Origin of the sequence: Nitrospira sp. NS4, assembly GCF_049546785.1 — a bacterium.
In the GTDB taxonomy this organism is placed as follows: Bacteria; Nitrospirota; Nitrospiria; order Nitrospirales; family Nitrospiraceae; genus Nitrospira_D.
On record NZ_JBMWAN010000004.1, the window covers coordinates 30,229 to 45,175 of the forward strand.

General features: G+C 61.5%; 17 protein-coding genes and 1 tRNA gene. 11 read left to right on the forward strand and 7 right to left on the reverse strand.

Annotated features, from left to right (window positions below):
- Positions 1–3: 3 nt before the first annotated feature.
- On the reverse strand, positions 4–558 hold the full coding sequence (locus ACO9S2_RS12080) for an FKBP-type peptidyl-prolyl cis-trans isomerase (protein WP_423722551.1): 555 nt from the start codon (positions 556–558) through the stop codon (positions 4–6).
- Between the two features lie 173 nt (positions 559–731).
- Entirely contained in the window at positions 732–1,298 is a 567-nt protein-coding gene (locus ACO9S2_RS12085; protein WP_423722553.1) for a YcbK family protein, read from the reverse strand.
- A 250-nt stretch (positions 1,299–1,548) separates the two neighbouring features.
- On the opposite strand from ACO9S2_RS12085, the gene ACO9S2_RS12090 reads away from it, so the two are divergent.
- Positions 1,549–1,914 carry a response regulator gene (locus ACO9S2_RS12090; protein ID WP_423722554.1) on the forward strand — a complete coding sequence of 122 codons (366 nt, stop codon included), beginning with the start codon at positions 1,549–1,551 and terminating at the stop codon, positions 1,912–1,914.
- Positions 1,915–1,978: 64 nt separating this feature from the next.
- On the opposite strand, the gene ACO9S2_RS12095 is transcribed toward ACO9S2_RS12090, so the two are convergent.
- The 3 genes from ACO9S2_RS12095 to ACO9S2_RS12105 all read right to left on the reverse strand — a co-directional run bounded on the left by ACO9S2_RS12095 (position 1,979) and on the right by ACO9S2_RS12105 (position 5,112).
- Positions 1,979–2,404 (reverse strand): glycine zipper family protein, encoded by a 426-nt coding sequence (locus ACO9S2_RS12095; RefSeq protein WP_423722556.1) that lies wholly within the window; start codon positions 2,402–2,404, stop codon positions 1,979–1,981.
- Positions 2,405–2,449: 45 nt separating this feature from the next.
- A complete protein-coding gene (locus ACO9S2_RS12100) occupies positions 2,450–3,304 on the reverse strand; it encodes a hypothetical protein (RefSeq protein ID WP_423722558.1) in 855 nt (284 codons plus the stop codon).
- A 74-nt stretch (positions 3,305–3,378) separates the two neighbouring features.
- The gene (locus ACO9S2_RS12105; protein ID WP_423722559.1) at positions 3,379–5,112 is read right to left on the reverse strand and encodes a SagB/ThcOx family dehydrogenase; all 1,734 of its coding nucleotides are present in this window, start codon (positions 5,110–5,112) and stop codon (positions 3,379–3,381) included.
- A 138-nt stretch (positions 5,113–5,250) separates the two neighbouring features.
- Here ACO9S2_RS12105 and ACO9S2_RS12110 point away from each other — a divergent pair, with 138 nt between their 5' ends.
- The 8 genes from ACO9S2_RS12110 (at position 5,251) to tadA (ending at position 10,731) form a co-directional block, all read left to right on the forward strand.
- Complete coding sequence (locus tag ACO9S2_RS12110) at positions 5,251–5,673, forward strand: hypothetical protein (RefSeq protein WP_423722561.1); 423 nt, start codon at positions 5,251–5,253, stop codon at positions 5,671–5,673.
- Positions 5,674–5,759: 86 nt separating this feature from the next.
- A complete protein-coding gene (locus ACO9S2_RS12115) occupies positions 5,760–6,533 on the forward strand; it encodes a tetratricopeptide repeat protein (RefSeq protein ID WP_423722562.1) in 774 nt (257 codons plus the stop codon).
- A 191-nt stretch (positions 6,534–6,724) separates the two neighbouring features.
- Positions 6,725–7,042: a tetratricopeptide repeat protein gene (locus ACO9S2_RS12120; protein WP_423722564.1), complete on the forward strand. Its 318-nt coding sequence runs from the start codon at positions 6,725–6,727 to the stop codon at positions 7,040–7,042.
- 16 nt (positions 7,043–7,058) lie between these two features.
- On the forward strand, positions 7,059–7,259 hold the full coding sequence (locus ACO9S2_RS12125; protein ID WP_423722566.1) for a hypothetical protein: 201 nt from the start codon (positions 7,059–7,061) through the stop codon (positions 7,257–7,259).
- Positions 7,260–7,281: 22 nt separating this feature from the next.
- Entirely contained in the window at positions 7,282–8,379 is a 1,098-nt protein-coding gene (locus ACO9S2_RS12130; RefSeq protein ID WP_423722567.1) for a hypothetical protein, read from the forward strand.
- Positions 8,380–8,516: 137 nt separating this feature from the next.
- Entirely contained in the window at positions 8,517–9,116 is a 600-nt protein-coding gene (locus ACO9S2_RS12135) for a sigma-70 family RNA polymerase sigma factor (protein ID WP_423722569.1), read from the forward strand.
- The gene (locus ACO9S2_RS12140; RefSeq protein WP_423722572.1) at positions 9,113–10,132 is read left to right on the forward strand and encodes an anti-sigma factor domain-containing protein; all 1,020 of its coding nucleotides are present in this window, start codon (positions 9,113–9,115) and stop codon (positions 10,130–10,132) included. Before ACO9S2_RS12135 ends, ACO9S2_RS12140 begins: the two co-directional genes overlap by 4 nt.
- Positions 10,133–10,224: 92 nt before the next feature.
- Positions 10,225–10,731 carry a tRNA adenosine(34) deaminase TadA gene (tadA, locus tag ACO9S2_RS12145; protein WP_423722574.1) on the forward strand — a complete coding sequence of 169 codons (507 nt, stop codon included), beginning with the start codon at positions 10,225–10,227 and terminating at the stop codon, positions 10,729–10,731.
- Here the strand turns inward: tadA and ACO9S2_RS12150 are convergent.
- A complete protein-coding gene (locus ACO9S2_RS12150) occupies positions 10,723–11,511 on the reverse strand; it encodes a 4'-phosphopantetheinyl transferase family protein (RefSeq protein WP_423722575.1) in 789 nt (262 codons plus the stop codon). The genes tadA and ACO9S2_RS12150 overlap by 9 nt on opposite strands.
- Positions 11,512–11,669: 158 nt before the next feature.
- Here ACO9S2_RS12150 and ACO9S2_RS12155 point away from each other — a divergent pair.
- A tRNA-Ser gene (locus ACO9S2_RS12155) sits at positions 11,670–11,759 on the forward strand.
- A 77-nt stretch (positions 11,760–11,836) separates the two neighbouring features.
- Here ACO9S2_RS12155 and ACO9S2_RS12160 read toward each other — a convergent pair.
- A complete protein-coding gene (locus tag ACO9S2_RS12160; RefSeq protein WP_423722577.1) occupies positions 11,837–13,360 on the reverse strand; it encodes a DUF2779 domain-containing protein in 1,524 nt (507 codons plus the stop codon).
- A 68-nt stretch (positions 13,361–13,428) separates the two neighbouring features.
- Here ACO9S2_RS12160 and ACO9S2_RS12165 point away from each other — a divergent pair, with 68 nt between their 5' ends.
- On the forward strand, positions 13,429–14,769 hold the full coding sequence (locus tag ACO9S2_RS12165; RefSeq protein ID WP_423722578.1) for an MATE family efflux transporter: 1,341 nt from the start codon (positions 13,429–13,431) through the stop codon (positions 14,767–14,769).
- The last annotated feature ends 178 nt before the right edge of the window (positions 14,770–14,947 follow it).

Consider the following 14,947-nt stretch of genomic DNA (forward strand, 5'->3'; position numbering starts at 1 on the left):
GGTCTACTTCGACGGCGGGGCAGCCGCGCGGATCTCCAGGACCTTCACATCGAAGTACAGGGTCTTCCCGGCCAGCGGATGATTGAAGTCAAGGACCACCGAGTCGGCTTTGACCTCCGTGACACGCAGGAGCATCGACTGTCCATCGGGGCCTTTGGCTTCCAGCTCAGCGCCCACCTTCCAGGCCTTTTCCGGCACCTGGCTTTTCTTCACTTCCTGAAACGCCTTGGGATCGACCTCGCCATAGCCGTCCGCCGGCTTGACCGTCACATGTTTCTTGTCGCCGACCGCCAACCCTTCGAGCGCTTTCTCCAGGCCGGGCACGATTTCCTGCGCCCCGTGGGTGTAGGTCATCGGCTCGCGCCCCACGTTCGTCTCCAACACGTTTTTGTCGTCCAGCTTCAATGTGTACTCCAGGGACACCTGCTTGCCCTTCGACACGACCTGGGTGGACGCCCCCTTGTGGGTCTCGGCCTGGACCGGAGCCCCCGCCATACTCACGCCGGCCACCAACGCCACCACGCATAACGCCATCCGGGAATACCGACGAACCATCATAAAACCCTCCTCAGAATCGATTGAAATAGGCTGGAGAAGTCGCGCAGAACAATCCGGAAGGCGATTGAGTCCAGGCTATCGTGAACCTGCTTTGTTCACGTTACCACAGACGCGCGGCACGAGACGAGCCCCGTCTCGAAGAGGCGCGCGCCATGAGACCGAAGGCCTGATCACTACCAGTGCCGGAAGGGACCGGAGTCGAGATGCACGAACCTGGAGCGCGGATAGTACCCGACCCCGCCGAAGCCCAGCTCCAGGGCGGCCTGCCGGATGACTTTCGGATGCATGCCGGGGATCCGCAGATCGACGGCTTGTCCCTGCATGTGCAGGCTGTTTCTGGCCGCACGCCGGCCGGTCCGAACCAGCTTCGCGTTGTACTCGGGAGAGCGATACCCGGAAATGATGTGAATTTCCCGATCGCCGCCCAATTTTTTCTGCACGAGGTTCACATGCTCCAGCACCCGCACATCGATGACCGAGACTTCCCCGGTCGCATGGCAGCGAAAAATGTGGTTCACATCATCCAACGCATCAAGATCGTACTCCCCCGCCTCGTTGCGGTAGGTCACGGTCAGCCGCTCATCCGTCCAGACATTGAGAAAGGTCAACCGCCCTTCAGGCAACTGACCGGCTCGGGCGCGGGCGGAACTCAGCGCATGAACAGCCCCCGCCATGAGGCCGGCCACAGCGGTGCGCAAGAGCGTACGTCGGGTCCAGGCCCATTCGGATTCGACTCTCATCGGAAGTGCTCTCCAGAAGAATGCACCGTGCAGAAGACCGGCAGCAAACGATAGCGTTTGTACCAAAATGTGCAGGTCCGGTCAATCAGAATATCCCGCGCCTGTTCCCTCGCACCCTCGGAACCTTCGTCGTCCGGCGGACCACGCGGCCCTCGGAGAGAAAGGCGCTAATCAATTTCTTTCTAGACAGGTTGAGAAATGACGGGTCATAATACGACCCGGTTATCATCACGAAGGGCTGAGATTATTCATGGCTACCATCCTGGTTATCGACGACGAAGAATCCATCCGGGGCCTGCTCCGGGATATTCTGAGCAAAGCGGGGTATCGCGTGCTGGAAGCGAGCGACGGCCGGGAAGGCCTCGCCGCCTACCAGAAAGAACCCGTCGACCTCGTCATCATGGATCTCCTGATGCCGAACACCGACGGGCTTGAGGCAACCCTCCAACTCACGCGAGAATATGTCGATGCCAAAGTCATCGCCATGACCGGGGCACAAGGCGACCGCAATTTTCTCGATGTGGCCAACCTTTTCGGCGCGCGCCGGACTTTTCATAAGCCGTTCGACATGACCCAGTTGCTGCAAGCCGTGAAAGAAGAGCTGGCCGCGAAATAGCCGGCGTTCGCGGCCTGTTCCACCGGTATACCTGCGCCATCACGCAGACGCTTCCGCCCTCCCCTCACTCCCATCCCACCGGCTCGTAGCCGCGTTCCTGAAGGCAGCGATTCACGAATTGCTTATAGGCCTGGCTCGGCGGCGACTTGCGAAACAGGCCGCGCAGGAATCCGCCCGTCGCGCCGCTCGCCGCGCCGATCATCGCCCCCCGGCCCGGATGGCCGACCACCGCGCCGCCGACCGCCCCGGCGGCAGATCCGATCGCTCCCCCCGCCGCCGTGCTCCCGGCCACTTGCCCGCCCTTGCCCTGGCTCGGCCTGGCTCCGGCCTCTTTCGCTATCTCGAAACACTCTTCCATATCCCGCTGCGCGGCGGCCTCGCCGACTTGCTTGTAATGGGCGTTGGGATAGAGAATCGGCTTGGGCGCCGCACAGCCGGCAACGAAGAGCGACACAACGAGCAGGGAGTAGGCTTGTGGTGATCGAATCATCACACGAACGTCAACGATTGCCCGCACCATCCATCGACCGCCAGACTACCGGCCACCGGACAATTCTTTCCGCACCAGCGCCCGCATCATCACGGGGTCGTTGTAGGCGACCTCGCTTAAGGCATCCATGAGGTGCATCCCTTTCGCCGCGGCCAGTTCCTTCGCCTTCGCGGAGTTCTTGGCGCTGAACCTGGCCACCGCCGGCTGTCCGTTCACGATCTGGCAGGCCAGCACTTCTCCATTCACCTCCAGCGTGCCCCCCTGCTCGACCAGCGTCTTCGCCTGTGCCGTGCTGATGCCATGCAGTTGGGCAAACTCTTCCAACCCGCCCGTTTCGACCAGCCGCCCGTCCGGCATGATGCAGAGCCGCTTGAAATGCGGCGACCAATCCTTGCGGAAATCGATGTACTTGATGTCGCCGCCCTTGGCCACGGCCCGATCCAGCGTGCGATAGTCGATCCCCAGATTTTTCTGGTCCAACTTCTCCTTCAGTTCATCCGGCAAGGTCCGATGAAAGACCTCGTAGGCAGCCTGGGCAAGAGGAATGGCGCGCGCCCTGGCAAGCTGCTCCGCCTCGGCAAACTGCATCAGGTCCAGGACAAAGGTCCGCTTCGGCTGCGCGCCGGCGGCCTCCGCCACACAGGCAAACAGCCCCCGCGTGAGCAAGCCGCCGATTTGCGGGTAGACATACGTGCCCCCTTCGGTCAGCAACTGCGTCATCGTGTCGAGCGGAACGTCGTAGCTTTCTGAGAGAATCTTCGCGTGCCCCGGCAGATCTTCCTGGTGGGTCATGGCGCAGACCGTGACGTTCCCCGGCGCATCGAACTCCGAATAGTCCTCGATCACGTTGTACAGAACCGGCGCCTTCGGCTTGTCGATTTTCTTCTTGATCTTAAACATGCTTTCCTTCTCGTGAAGAGTGATGCGTGATGGGTTGGAGCCACGCAGCCACTGTGCTGATCACCCTTCACTGATCACATATCACGTTTTCCGTACGGCGGCAGGGTCATCAATCGCCGGTCTTCGACCGGGCCGCCCACCGTAAAATGGTAGAGCGACTGGAATGAGAGCCCCTTCACCCCCACCATCTCATGAACCGGGTCGTCGAAGAAACAGCCGATCCCCGTTCCCCGGAGCCCGGCCGCCTCCGCTTCCAGATACAACACCTGCCCGAGCAGCCCGGCCTCCCAGAAGAGCCGAGGATAAAACCACGACCCGGCCTGACGCAAGCGCCCTTCGAACTCGGCCAGCATTCCCAACGAGAAGGCACTGTCCCCCGCAATCGCCTGATCGCAACTCACCTGGATCGCAGCGCGCCGCGCGTCCCCCTCCAGCAGCCAATAGAGCGGCAGATCTTCCGGACAGCCGTCAGGCCCGGTCCAGGTCAGTTCGTGATTCAATGATTGCTGGATCAGCGGCAGCTTGGCCGGATCGCGGACCAGAAAGTACAAGCCCGGGGTGAGACCATCCACCCGATGCACGAAGATCATCAGATGAACCGCCGGATCATAGGGCCATGCATCCCAGGGCACCGGCCGTTCCAATTGACTTCGATCAGCGTCCGGCATCATGCGCCGCAGGATCCGAAAGAACGTCGCGGCCGCCATCGACGTGCGTCCGTCGAATGACACCGCGCTCCGCCGCTGGCGGATGACCCGGCCGGCCAGAGTCCCGGCGTCACTCGTCAATCGTGACGCGTCACTCGTTACAGGAGGAGCACACGACAACAGTGATTGCTCTGTGGATAGTTTCCATGAGGCATCGGCGGCCTGATCGATCGCGTCCCAATGGACTCCATGCTCGCGGCTTAATCGATTGGCTTTCCCATGCCACGCTCCGTTCGCGATCTCCTTCACCAGAGTTGCATCGACACACAATGGGATCTCATCATCCTTTCCGCTCGCCCCCGGCCAGAGCACGCACAGACAGTCAGGATGTTCCGTCTCGACATCGGCAAAATCGTCGACGCGATTGGTGCCCAGCAGCAACGCCACGGTATTCTGCGCCACCCCGTCCAGCAGCGACATGTGCCAGCCCAACGTGGCTGCGGCAATCCGTGCCGTGCCGATCGCATGACCGACGTCGTGATTGCAGTAGCGGAACGCCCGCTCGCCGTATTTCCAGGCTTCCCGCCAGTGGACAGACGTGAGCCCGAAGAGAAACGCGCCGGGAGGAAAGGGCGCCAGAAGACGAGCCGCTTGTTCAGGCAAAAATTCAGCGCGCAACTCCAGACCATGTTCCTTCGGCGCGTAGTGATAGAGCCCCGGCTTCAGATCGAGCCCATCGAGCTGCGGCAGGACGAGGTAGCCTTCGGTCGGATGCAGATTGCCGGAGGACGGATTGCTTCGCAGCGCCCATTCCGACTCCCCCGCCTTCTTCCAGGCCGAGAGCGCGAGCGCATATTCAAAGAAGCGCGAGAGCGTCCGCAGGCTGACGGGCTGACAAGCGACAGCGTCATGCCGATAGATCGCATCGTATGATGGCGACAGCGGCTCCTCATCCGCCTTCAGAAGCGGGAGCGATGCGAGCGGCGCGCCGACAAAGCGGCGAAAGGGATCAGGCTGATTCGCCCAGTCCAGAAACCCGAGCGACCGGGCATAGCGATTGAAATGATGCTTCGTCTGGATGTGATAGCGGATGACCCGATCGATTGGGTCGGTTGAGGCGGAATCTGTCTCGGTGGCTGGGGATGGCTGTTCGGTGCTCATTGCTTGATTCCAGGCAGTCTACAGAGCGGGAGGAAGGAAAGTAAACGAAACCTCCTTCCCTTTTCGTACCGCCCACCAGACCATTGACCTCCCTTTCTCTCCCCACGTATCCTTCCCCAACACAACTTGAGGCCCTCCATGCAATTCGACGCTGCCCTGGCCGCACAAGATACATTCCGACGAGCCGAAGCTGAGCTGGGTTCCGACTGGGATACGGCTGTCGAGCTGGAAGACACCTTTTCTTCCAACGCCGGAGCGACGGCGCGGGAGGCTTATGAGAGGCTGCTGTCTCTCGCCACCCGCCATCCCGACGCCCATTCCTTTCAGGCCTTCTGCATCTACATCACCTGGCAACAGGTGACGGAAGAGACCATCGCCCGTCATTTTGAAACCGGCCTGAAACTCTGTGAAGCGTACCTCGTCTCTCGTGAAGCAAAAGACCAGCTGGATATCAACTATGTCACGGAACTGTACGAATCGTTCCGGGCCGGATTGGGGCTGGAGGAGGAAGACGAGATCCAGGTCGAATTCAGAAAAGACACGCCGAAAGGCGGAGACTAGCACAGCCCATATCTCGTGAAGCCTCGTTCGTCGCTCGTACATCCGTTCAAGCGAGATACGCTTCACAAGCGACGAGATACCGCACCATGTCAGACGACGACAAACACCGCGCCCGCATTTTTCTCCATCGAGGCCAGCTCGCCCAAGCCAAGGCGGCCTACGAACAGGCCGTGGCGGACGACCGGCTGTCCGGCAACCAGACTGAGCTGTCGTCATCGCTCGGCAATCTCGGCAACGTCTGCGCGCTCTCGGGTAATCTTGAGCAGGCGGAAACCTGCTATCGGGAAGTGCTTGCCATCCAGCGGACTGAGCAGAATCAACATGCCATCGCCCACACGCTGGTGAACCTCGGCAATCTCCACATCGGCGCGGGCCGGCCGGAGAAAGCCCGCCCCTACTATCTCGAAGCGCTCGATCTGCTCAAACCCCTGAACGACCATCGCGCGCTGGGCATTCTGTATCACAATCTGGGAATGGAAGAAGCTCGCCAGGCCCATTGGGACGAGGCGACCGCGCACTTCAACCAGGCACTGGACTGTCATCGCGTCGTCGGAAACGAAGAAGGGCTGGCCGTCACCTACAGCCAGCTCGGCAAGGCGTTCCTCGACTCCGGTGCCCTCCGCAAAGCCGAAGCCTGTTTCAACAACGCGTCCGAGCACTTCATCAAGCTCGGGAATGCGGCCGGCGAGGCGGCGGTGCTGCGCTTACTGGCCGCCACCTATGTGCGCGAGAAGAATTCCGTCCCGGCCCTCCGGTGTCTTGAGCGCATCGTCTCCCTGGACAGTCACCACCGGCTTCCCGAACTGGCCCAGGATACGGCCCTGCTCGCCGAACTCCGTCAGCACATCCCGCGGAGCTGATAGGCTGACCCGGCAAGGATCGGGCGTTCTGCAAGACCGGCTGCGCGTTCCATCTCGACGTCCGCCACGACGGCCGCGCCTTAACCACGTCCCGCCACCAGCCCTCATCGCTCTCTCCTCCCGACCGGCCATAGTCTGGCCTGTCTCATCGCTCTAATGCTATGATGCGCTCCTCAGAAGAGGAGTACCCTATGGACATCGACGCATTTCGCCAGATGGTGGCCAAGAACCCGAAAGGATTCCTCGGCCGCTATGGACTGGGCAATAAAATCATTCAAGAAGGCGGGAACCTCGAAGAAGCCGTCGAACACCTGCGCGTGGCCGTGCAACTCGATCCCGTGCATGTGGCATCGCATCTGGCGCTGGGCCGGGCCCTTATCGGCCTGGGAAGGCCCGAAGAAGCCAGACCGGTGCTGAAAGCCGGCATCGACGCCTCCACATCCGGCCGCGCCAACGGCGGACGCGATCTCGTCCCTGAAATGCAGATGATGCTGCAGGGCTTGCACTAACCAGGGAGACCGCATCATGACACTCGACGTGGCGAAACAGCGGATCGAATCGGCCATCACGCAATACGGCGCACACGCGGCGGCGGCCATCGATCTGGTCATGAACGAAGTCCGTTCGGATATGGGCGCGAACGCGTTTAATCAACTCGTCGAAGAATTCGACCTGGAACTCGAATACAACATCGCCCCGTTGGAATCCGACTACTCGAACAGCTAACCCTCCGGCGAGTCATCGCTCCGTGCCACTGATCTGGTCCGCCATCTCATCCCACGGATACGGTCATGCCGCGCAGATCATCCCGGTCTTGAACGAGCTGGGCCGGCGCAGACCCGACCTTGCAGTCGTCCTGCGCACAAACGTGCCGCGCTCGTTTTTTGAATCCCGGCTGAACCTCACGTGGGAACTCAGTCCCTCCCAGCTGGATGTCGGATGCATCCAACATGGCCCGATCACGATGGATTGGCCGGCCACGTGGCAGGCCCACCGGGCCTTTCACGCGGCATGGGACAGCCGGCTGCGTGGGGAAGTTGAAGCGATCCGGCAGGCCCGCGCGGACCTCGTGATCGGCAATATCCCCTATCTCGCGATGGCGGCAGGAGCGGCAGCCGGCCTGCCCACCGTGGCCGTGGCAAGCTTGAGCTGGGACGAGGTCCTGCGGGAACACCTGTCCCCGCGCGAACCCTGGCAGCAGTCGATCCTGGAAGAGATCGGCCGGGCCTACGCGCAAGCCACCCTGCTCTTGAGGATCGCGCCGGGCCTGCCGATGCGCGCTTTTCCAACAGTGAAAGACGTCAACCCGATTGCGGCCCCCCTCGCCGCGGAACGGACGAGGCTGCGCGAGCTGCTGCAGATCGGGCCACCAGACGCGCTCATTCTGGTGGCGTTCGGAGGCATCCGCCTCGAAGCGCTGCCCTTTGCGGAGATGGAGGCGATGACCGGCCTGCAATTCCTGATTGATGGCCCGGTGCCTTCCGGATCAAGACGGGTACATTCGATCGCCGGGCTGCCGCTGCGGTTCAGCACGCTCCTCTCTTCCGTCGACACCATCATGACGAAACCCGGCTACGGAACCGTCATCGAAGCCGTGGCGGTGCACACACCCGTCGTCTATGTGCGGCGCTACAACTTTGCCGATGAGCAGCCGATTGTCGATTATCTGCATCGCTATGGACGCGGAGTAGAGCTGACCAGGGAAGACTTCGAAGAAGCCCGATGGGAGCCGGTCCTGCGCCAGGCTCTGGCGCTGCCTGAACCGGCAGGCCAACCGCCGACGCCCACCGGCTCGATCGAAGCGGCCGCGATCCTGGAATCGTTCCTCCCCGTCCGTGCCGGATAAGCTTCGTCCCTGCCCGACATTTATCTGAGTTCCCGCGGAGTTCAATACACATCTTTTTGCCGGATTCGTCCGTAGAGTGTTATAGTTGTGACGGATTTCACGCGTAAGCCGGGGTATCATCCTCTACCGAATCCGTTATGGACACACCGTCACAACCAGCCGCGTCGACGATCGACCCTGCGCTTCTTGCCCGTGTGGTCAAAGGCGACGTGCAGGCCTTTAGTCAGCTCTACGATCAATCAAGCACGCTCTTGTACACCATGGCCCTCCGTATGCTCGGCAATAAAGACGACGCGAACGAACTCCTTCAGGACGTCTATCTGGAAGTCTGGCGGAAAGTGTCCCGGTACGATGTGGGACGCGGCACACCTCTCGCCTGGCTGGTGACATTGACCAGAAGCCGGGCAATCGACCGGCTCCGCGCCCGCAATTCTCGGGCGCAGCAGAGGTTGGCCGACTCGCTGGACAGCGCGAGCCAGGTCCCGGATCACAGCCCCAGTCCCTTTGACGCCCAGGCGGACCAGGAAATCCGCATGCTGGTTCTTGGAGCGCTCTCGGCTTTACCCTCGGCTCAACAACAGGCCCTGGAGCTGGCCTACTACGAGGGCCTGTCTCACGCAGAAATCGCCGCCAGGCTCAATCAGCCGCTCGGCACGGTCAAGACCCGCATCAAGCTGGCCATGTCCAAACTCCGGGAATCATTGCGGCATTGCTGGGATCACGGTGAGCGCGTATGACGCACGAAGAACTTGAAGAAGCCGTTCCGCTGTACGCCGCCGGGGCTCTTGAGCGGCCGGAACGCCAGGCGCTTGAAGCGCATCTCCTCTCAGGGTGCGTGGCCTGCCACGGCGCGCTCAAGGAATATCAGACCGTGGCGGCCGTGCTCCCCTTCGGCTTGCACACCACACCGCCCCCTCGCACGCTGAAAGCCAGAATCATGGCGGCCCGGGCCTCGTCCGTCATGCCGGAGGAACCGGCCGACAAACAGGCCCTCAGGCCGAGCCTTGAACCGGGCGAATGGATGAACCATCTTTTCCCGCCGGAATCCTCCGCCTCTTCCCGGTCCCTGCAATGGGGGCTCGGCGTGGCGGCTCTTGGCATTCTGGCCACCGGCGCCTACATCGCCTGGAACTCGTACGCCGCCATGACAGACGGAACCGCCAGGCTCCAAGCCCTGCAACGAACTTCACAGGAACAGGCCGCACAACTGACCTCCGTTGAACAACACCTGCGGGAGCGTGAGCAGACCATCGCCCGCTTGACCGAAGAGGTGCAGCAGCGCCGTGCCGAGACGGAAGAATTGAATGAGCAATTGACCCAGCGAGAGATTGAACTCGAGGACCTTCGACTCCAAATGGTGGCTCGCGGGAGGGCACCGCAGGCCGCCCGCGCGCCGGAAGTCGAACTCGCCGCACTGCTTCGACAGGGCAACGTGCAGGCCATCTCGTTGAGCGGATCGGACATGGCCAGACAGGCCGCAGGTTTTCTGTTGTACGATGCCCGCACCCAAAAGGTGTGGCTCTACTCCCTCAATCTTCCGAAATGCCCCAAAGGCATGAATTACCAGCTCTGGGCAATGCATGACACACCGGTCAGCCTGGGCACGTTTCATAACCACGGCGGGGAAACCGCGCATCACTTCATCACTCGCCTGCCCAACCTCTCCACCGCGAATCAGTTCGCCATCAGCCTCGAACCATCGGGAGAGCGTTCCGCTCCCAAAGGCCCGATCTATCTGGCCAGCCAGTCCTAGTTCCCGTCTCCTCCTCGGGTCTCTTTGGGCAAACCATCTTCCTGTGCTACGATAATTCGTCTAACCGGAGCCCGATAAGCCGCGCGCATCTCATGACCACCCTACGGACAGAAGACATAGCCTTCATGCGCCTGGCGCTGGAACAGGCCGGACAAGCCCCGGCCTTGGGGGAGGTCCCCATCGGCACGCTCCTCGTCCGCAAGGGCGAGATCCTTGCCAGGGCCCACAACCTCCGCGAGGCCAGCCAGGATCCCACCGCCCATGCTGAAATGATTGTGATTCGAGAAGCGGCGGCCAAGCTGGGGAGCTGGCGGCTCACCGAGTGCACGCTCTATGTCACCCTCGAACCCTGTCCGATGTGCGCGGGAGCCATCGTGCAATCGAGAATCGCCCGATTGGTATTCGGCGCCTGGGACCCGAAGGCCGGCGCCTGCGGCTCGCTCATGGACATTCCGGCGGAGCCCCGCCTCAACCACCGCGTGCGGGTCGAAGGAGGGCTGCTGGAAGGGGAGAGCCAAACGCTCTTGCAGGAGTTTTTCCGGAGCCGCCGAAACCCGACTAAGTCCGACGGGATCCATGTCGCGCCGCGATCAACCTAAAGGCCATCGGCGGATATCCATTCGCCACTCATCTTCGCCGGCCGTCACCGCGCCGATCCACCCGTCTTCAAGAGGGAGAAACCGTACCCGCCCCTGTTCGATGGAACCGGAAGTAACCTTCCAGCTTACCGCCGCAGTCGGCCCGTCGGCCGACAGCGTGATCTCGCAGCGATCCAGGGGGAACTGAAGACCGACTCCCTTGCATTTCAAGAACGCCTCTTTAGCGGCCCAATAGCGGAAAAACTGTGCGGCTTGTGCAGGGCCCGATAAACCGGTCACGTTCGCGCACTCCGTCGGCGAATAAAACCGCCGCGCCAGCCTGGCCGCTTCGACCTGCTCTCGAATCCGCTCAAGGTCGACCCCCACCTCCTGCCGCCTGGCCACTGCAATCAGCATCCGTCCGTAGGAATGGGACAGATTGAAACGGATGCGATTCCGGCCATCAGGCATGGCGGCAAGCTCGGGTTTTCCCGTCGCACCCGGTTGAAATGTCAGAGCCGACGGATCGAGCCCCGTATACCGGGCAAGGACGGCCCTCAGACAACCTCGCGCAAGGATATAGCCGGTGCCGTCCTCAGGACGTACAAACCGGCCGGCCCGGGCCTGCTCCTCCACGCTCATCCATAGACGGCATAGTGCGATCGTGGAGGATGCCCCCTCCAGAGAAAATCCCCATATGTGAACCACCCGCTCCTCGAGCTGAACCGGAATACGCCAACAGGAGTCATTGATGTGATCGCTCGACACAAACACGATTGGTTCGACTCCCTGCGGATCCACCAAGCCCCTCACATCATATCCGGCCACGGACCTTCCACCGCGTCCTCATCGCTTCTGCCGTCGAAAGAAAACCGATTGAAAAATCTCCGCCCCCACGTTAAGCTCCCCCCACTGTTGCAATTCCCCCGGGTCTTGCTTCCCAGTCACAGCAGCTGAACGGAGAGGTGCCAGAGTGGCCGAATGGACTCGCCTCGAAAGCGGGCGTCCTCGCAAGGGGACCGTGGGTTCAAATCCCACCCTCTCCGCCAAACAGAGCTTGCTCGACCCGGAGCCCCTATAATTGTACTTGGCGACGGGAGAAACGCCTCCAGTGTTTCTCCAATCCTCACCGGCTCCCCGCCTTCTCCTTCAACGCCCGTCTCAACTCGACCAGCGCCAGCGTATCCCGCTTGCAATAGGCCAGGAGGGCCTCCTGAATTCTCGCGCGCTCGATCCAATCCGTTTCGACGAATACCATCCGGTAATATTCGCTCGCGGCATGGCCGCCTTCCCGAATCCCAAGATCGCCATACCCCAGCGACGGGACGAGAGCCGGCAGCACTTCCTTGAGCGAATACGAACCGTCAAACTCCGGATGGTAATAGTGATCGCGCACGACCGGGTGCAGATCCCAAAGGCGCTTCACGAGGGCCCGCAGCGCGGCTCTCCGTTCCGGCAGGGCCTCGGCCAGTTGCTCGATCACCGACTTCTCGTAGGGCGAGTAGACACAGATACTCCCCTGGCTCCCCAATGAGTCCAGGAGGGCTCCGGCTAACGACTTGCGGGGATCAGTCCCCTCTGCGTGCAGAAATTCATGATGCACCAGCTCACCGGATTCCTGCTCGATGTGGTTCGACCATTGCACCGGAAGCGCTTGATACGGCCGCGTCCCGGCAAAACGGGGCACCGCCATCATCACCGTTTCGAAATCCAGATGGTGGACGGGAAACCGCACCGTCTGCAGCGCGGCGCCCAACTTCTCCGACACCCACTCCGCATTGTCTTTGACCAGGCGCTGGACCGGCGACAGCCTCGCCCCATCGGGAATCTCATCGATCGTCGTCACCCCCTGCCCGGCCAGCTGATTCACCACATGCTTGGTTCCAGGCAGATGAAAAATCCACCGTTCCGGCTTCTGTTTCGTACAGTAAGCCCAGAAGGGACACTCGTAGGGGGCGAGGCAATGTTGATCCGGTTCGATCGCCGGCGGCTCCGGTATGAGCACCATGGCTTTCATCGCGACCAACCGCTCGACCACAGCTTCCCGGCGTTCAAGCACCGCCGCGGACAAGTCTTGAATGGCAAACAGCTGAGCCAGATCGATCTCGCCGCCGGGATAGGTGTAGCCGGTGTTGATGTGCATCAGGTGGCTGCCGATCACGGATAACCCCGCGCTGACCAGCACATGGTGTTGCAGCGCCAGATCGTCCAGATGGACCTCTTTCACCCTGGTCGAGGACTTCACTTCAATCAACCGCCAGCCCAAGGTCTCACCGTCAGAGGCACAGACCCGCTCCAGAATATCCGCGCGAATCAGAACGCCGTCGCCCATGACGGCCGCTTCAAAGATCGCCGGCACCGCGGGATCTGCGAGAAACTCCGCAGTCTGTTTGAGAGCGGCCTCGGTCTGCCTGTATCCCGCCGTCACCAGCCTGCCGCCGGGGAAGCGCTTTCGCGCTAACTCTCCGACCTCTGTTCCCATATCCAGAATCGCCTGCGTTCCCGCATCCGGCGGCGTCGCAAGCTGCGGCTGATAGATTTCAAGGTGCAGGCGCTTATGGCATTGCAGGCCGGACAGAAATTTGGACTTGGACAGTCGCGGCGGCTTCTGAAGGACGATCGAAGAGGGCTCGGAAGACTCCTGTGTCATACCAAGACCCTATGCGAAGAAAGATACATTTGTCTAGCGCAGCCCCCCTTCTGTTAGGATACAGGCCCATGGCCTCCGGCATTGCACAGATCAGAAAATCGGTGTTGACCCTCGCCCTGCCGGTGACCGTAAGCAGTCTGCTCCAGCGCACGGAAGGAATCCTCGCCGTGTTCCTCGTCGGCGGCCTCGGCGCGACCTCGATCGCCGCGGTGGGGCTCGGTCAATTGCTGGCCTTCATCGCCACCACGCTGGTCTCAGGGCTCTCCGTCGGAGCGAATGTGCTGATCGCCCAACTCTGGGGTGCGCGCCGCACCAACGATGTCGAGGAAGCCGCCACCCACCTGCTCGGTCTGGCCGGCATCGTCTCCTGTGGCCTCGCCGCCTTCGGACTCTTGTTGAATGGTCCGGCCATGGAACTCCTGGGCGCCGAACAGGAGGTCATGACACGTGCCCTCCCCTATTCCAATCTGATTTTTCTCGTCATTCCCTGCACCATCTTTCTCCAGGTCCTCTCCTCAATCTTACAGGGCACCGGCGATACCAAAACTCCGATGTACGCGTTGATCGGCGTCAATCTCCTCTATCTACTCGTCGCCTATCCCTTGATCTACGGACGGTGGGGGCTTCCCCACATGGGAATCACCGGCGCGGGCATCGCCGTCGGTCTCGCGGAGGGAGCTGGCGCCTCCTTTCTCCTTTGGCACTGCCGCCATCTCCTGAGCAGGAAGCGGCGGTTGCGCCGCGATCTCTTGCGATCGGCCTGGCACATCGGCGCGCCGGTATCCGGGGAACGCATGTTCCAGCAGGCCGGCATCATCGTCTACACGAAGATCGTCTTATTCTACGGCACGGTGAGCTATGCGGCACACCAGGTCGGTCTCTCAATCGAGTCTTTATCGTTCCTGCCGGGCTATGGCTTCGCCATCGCCGCTTCCACCATGGTGGGGCAAAGCATCGGGGCTGGAAAATACGTGCGCGCAAAACTGGAGAATTGGGAAGCGAACCGGCTGGCGGCCGGCGCGATGGCCTCGATGGGCGTGCTGTTCTTTTTCTTTCCCTACGCGCTGCTCCGCGCCTTTACCAGCGACGGGGCCGTCATTGAACTGGGAACGGTCTTTCTGCGCATCGTCGCCGTCCTCCAGATTCCGCTCGCACTCACGATGGTCCTCGCCGGATCTTTGCGCGGGGCCGGAGACACCCGTTTCATCATGTGGGCCACGACAGTCGGCATGTGGGGCGTGCGCGTGCCCCTGGCGCTCATCACAGGCCTCTGGCTGTCGCTCGATATCCTATTTGTGTGGAGCGCGATGATCGCGGACTGGACGGTACGGATGGGGTTGCTGCTCTGGCGCTATCGATCGGAACGGTGGAAGGCCATTCGCGTCATCAGAGAAGCGCACACGGCATGAGGCTAACTGGATGAAGAAAACGCTACGAGGCCTCGGCTCAACAAGCCAGACAGATGGAGCCGACCCGACAAATCACGGCAGGATGTTCAAAATCGCCGCCCAGCAAGGCCGCAGCGAGTGATGGGCCGAGGCGTACCTTCTGGGGCACGTTGAGGGTTTCAACGATGCGAGAACGCCG

Excerpts from the sequence above, each read along its gene's own strand:
- ACO9S2_RS12100 (WP_423722558.1), bottom strand. The coding sequence starts at position 3,304 with ATGTTTAAGATCAAGAAGAAAATCGACAAGCCGAAGGCGCCGGTTCTG.
- ACO9S2_RS12110 (WP_423722561.1), top strand. The coding sequence starts at position 5,251 with ATGCAATTCGACGCTGCCCTGGCCGCACAAGATACATTCCGACGAGCC.
- ACO9S2_RS12085 (WP_423722553.1), bottom strand. The coding sequence starts at position 1,298 with ATGAGAGTCGAATCCGAATGGGCCTGGACCCGACGTACGCTCTTGCGC.
- ACO9S2_RS12080 (WP_423722551.1), bottom strand. The coding sequence starts at position 558 with ATGATGGTTCGTCGGTATTCCCGGATGGCGTTATGCGTGGTGGCGTTG.
- ACO9S2_RS12115 (WP_423722562.1), top strand. The coding sequence starts at position 5,760 with ATGTCAGACGACGACAAACACCGCGCCCGCATTTTTCTCCATCGAGGC.
- ACO9S2_RS12125 (WP_423722566.1), top strand. The coding sequence starts at position 7,059 with ATGACACTCGACGTGGCGAAACAGCGGATCGAATCGGCCATCACGCAA.
- tadA (WP_423722574.1), top strand. The coding sequence starts at position 10,225 with ATGACCACCCTACGGACAGAAGACATAGCCTTCATGCGCCTGGCGCTG.
- ACO9S2_RS12090 (WP_423722554.1), top strand. The coding sequence starts at position 1,549 with ATGGCTACCATCCTGGTTATCGACGACGAAGAATCCATCCGGGGCCTG.
- ACO9S2_RS12105 (WP_423722559.1), bottom strand. The coding sequence starts at position 5,112 with ATGAGCACCGAACAGCCATCCCCAGCCACCGAGACAGATTCCGCCTCA.
- ACO9S2_RS12095 (WP_423722556.1), bottom strand. The coding sequence starts at position 2,404 with ATGATTCGATCACCACAAGCCTACTCCCTGCTCGTTGTGTCGCTCTTC.
- ACO9S2_RS12165 (WP_423722578.1), top strand. The coding sequence starts at position 13,429 with ATGGCCTCCGGCATTGCACAGATCAGAAAATCGGTGTTGACCCTCGCC.
- ACO9S2_RS12140 (WP_423722572.1), top strand. The coding sequence starts at position 9,113 with ATGACGCACGAAGAACTTGAAGAAGCCGTTCCGCTGTACGCCGCCGGG.
- ACO9S2_RS12160 (WP_423722577.1), bottom strand. The coding sequence starts at position 13,360 with ATGACACAGGAGTCTTCCGAGCCCTCTTCGATCGTCCTTCAGAAGCCG.
- ACO9S2_RS12135 (WP_423722569.1), top strand. The coding sequence starts at position 8,517 with ATGGACACACCGTCACAACCAGCCGCGTCGACGATCGACCCTGCGCTT.
- ACO9S2_RS12120 (WP_423722564.1), top strand. The coding sequence starts at position 6,725 with ATGGACATCGACGCATTTCGCCAGATGGTGGCCAAGAACCCGAAAGGA.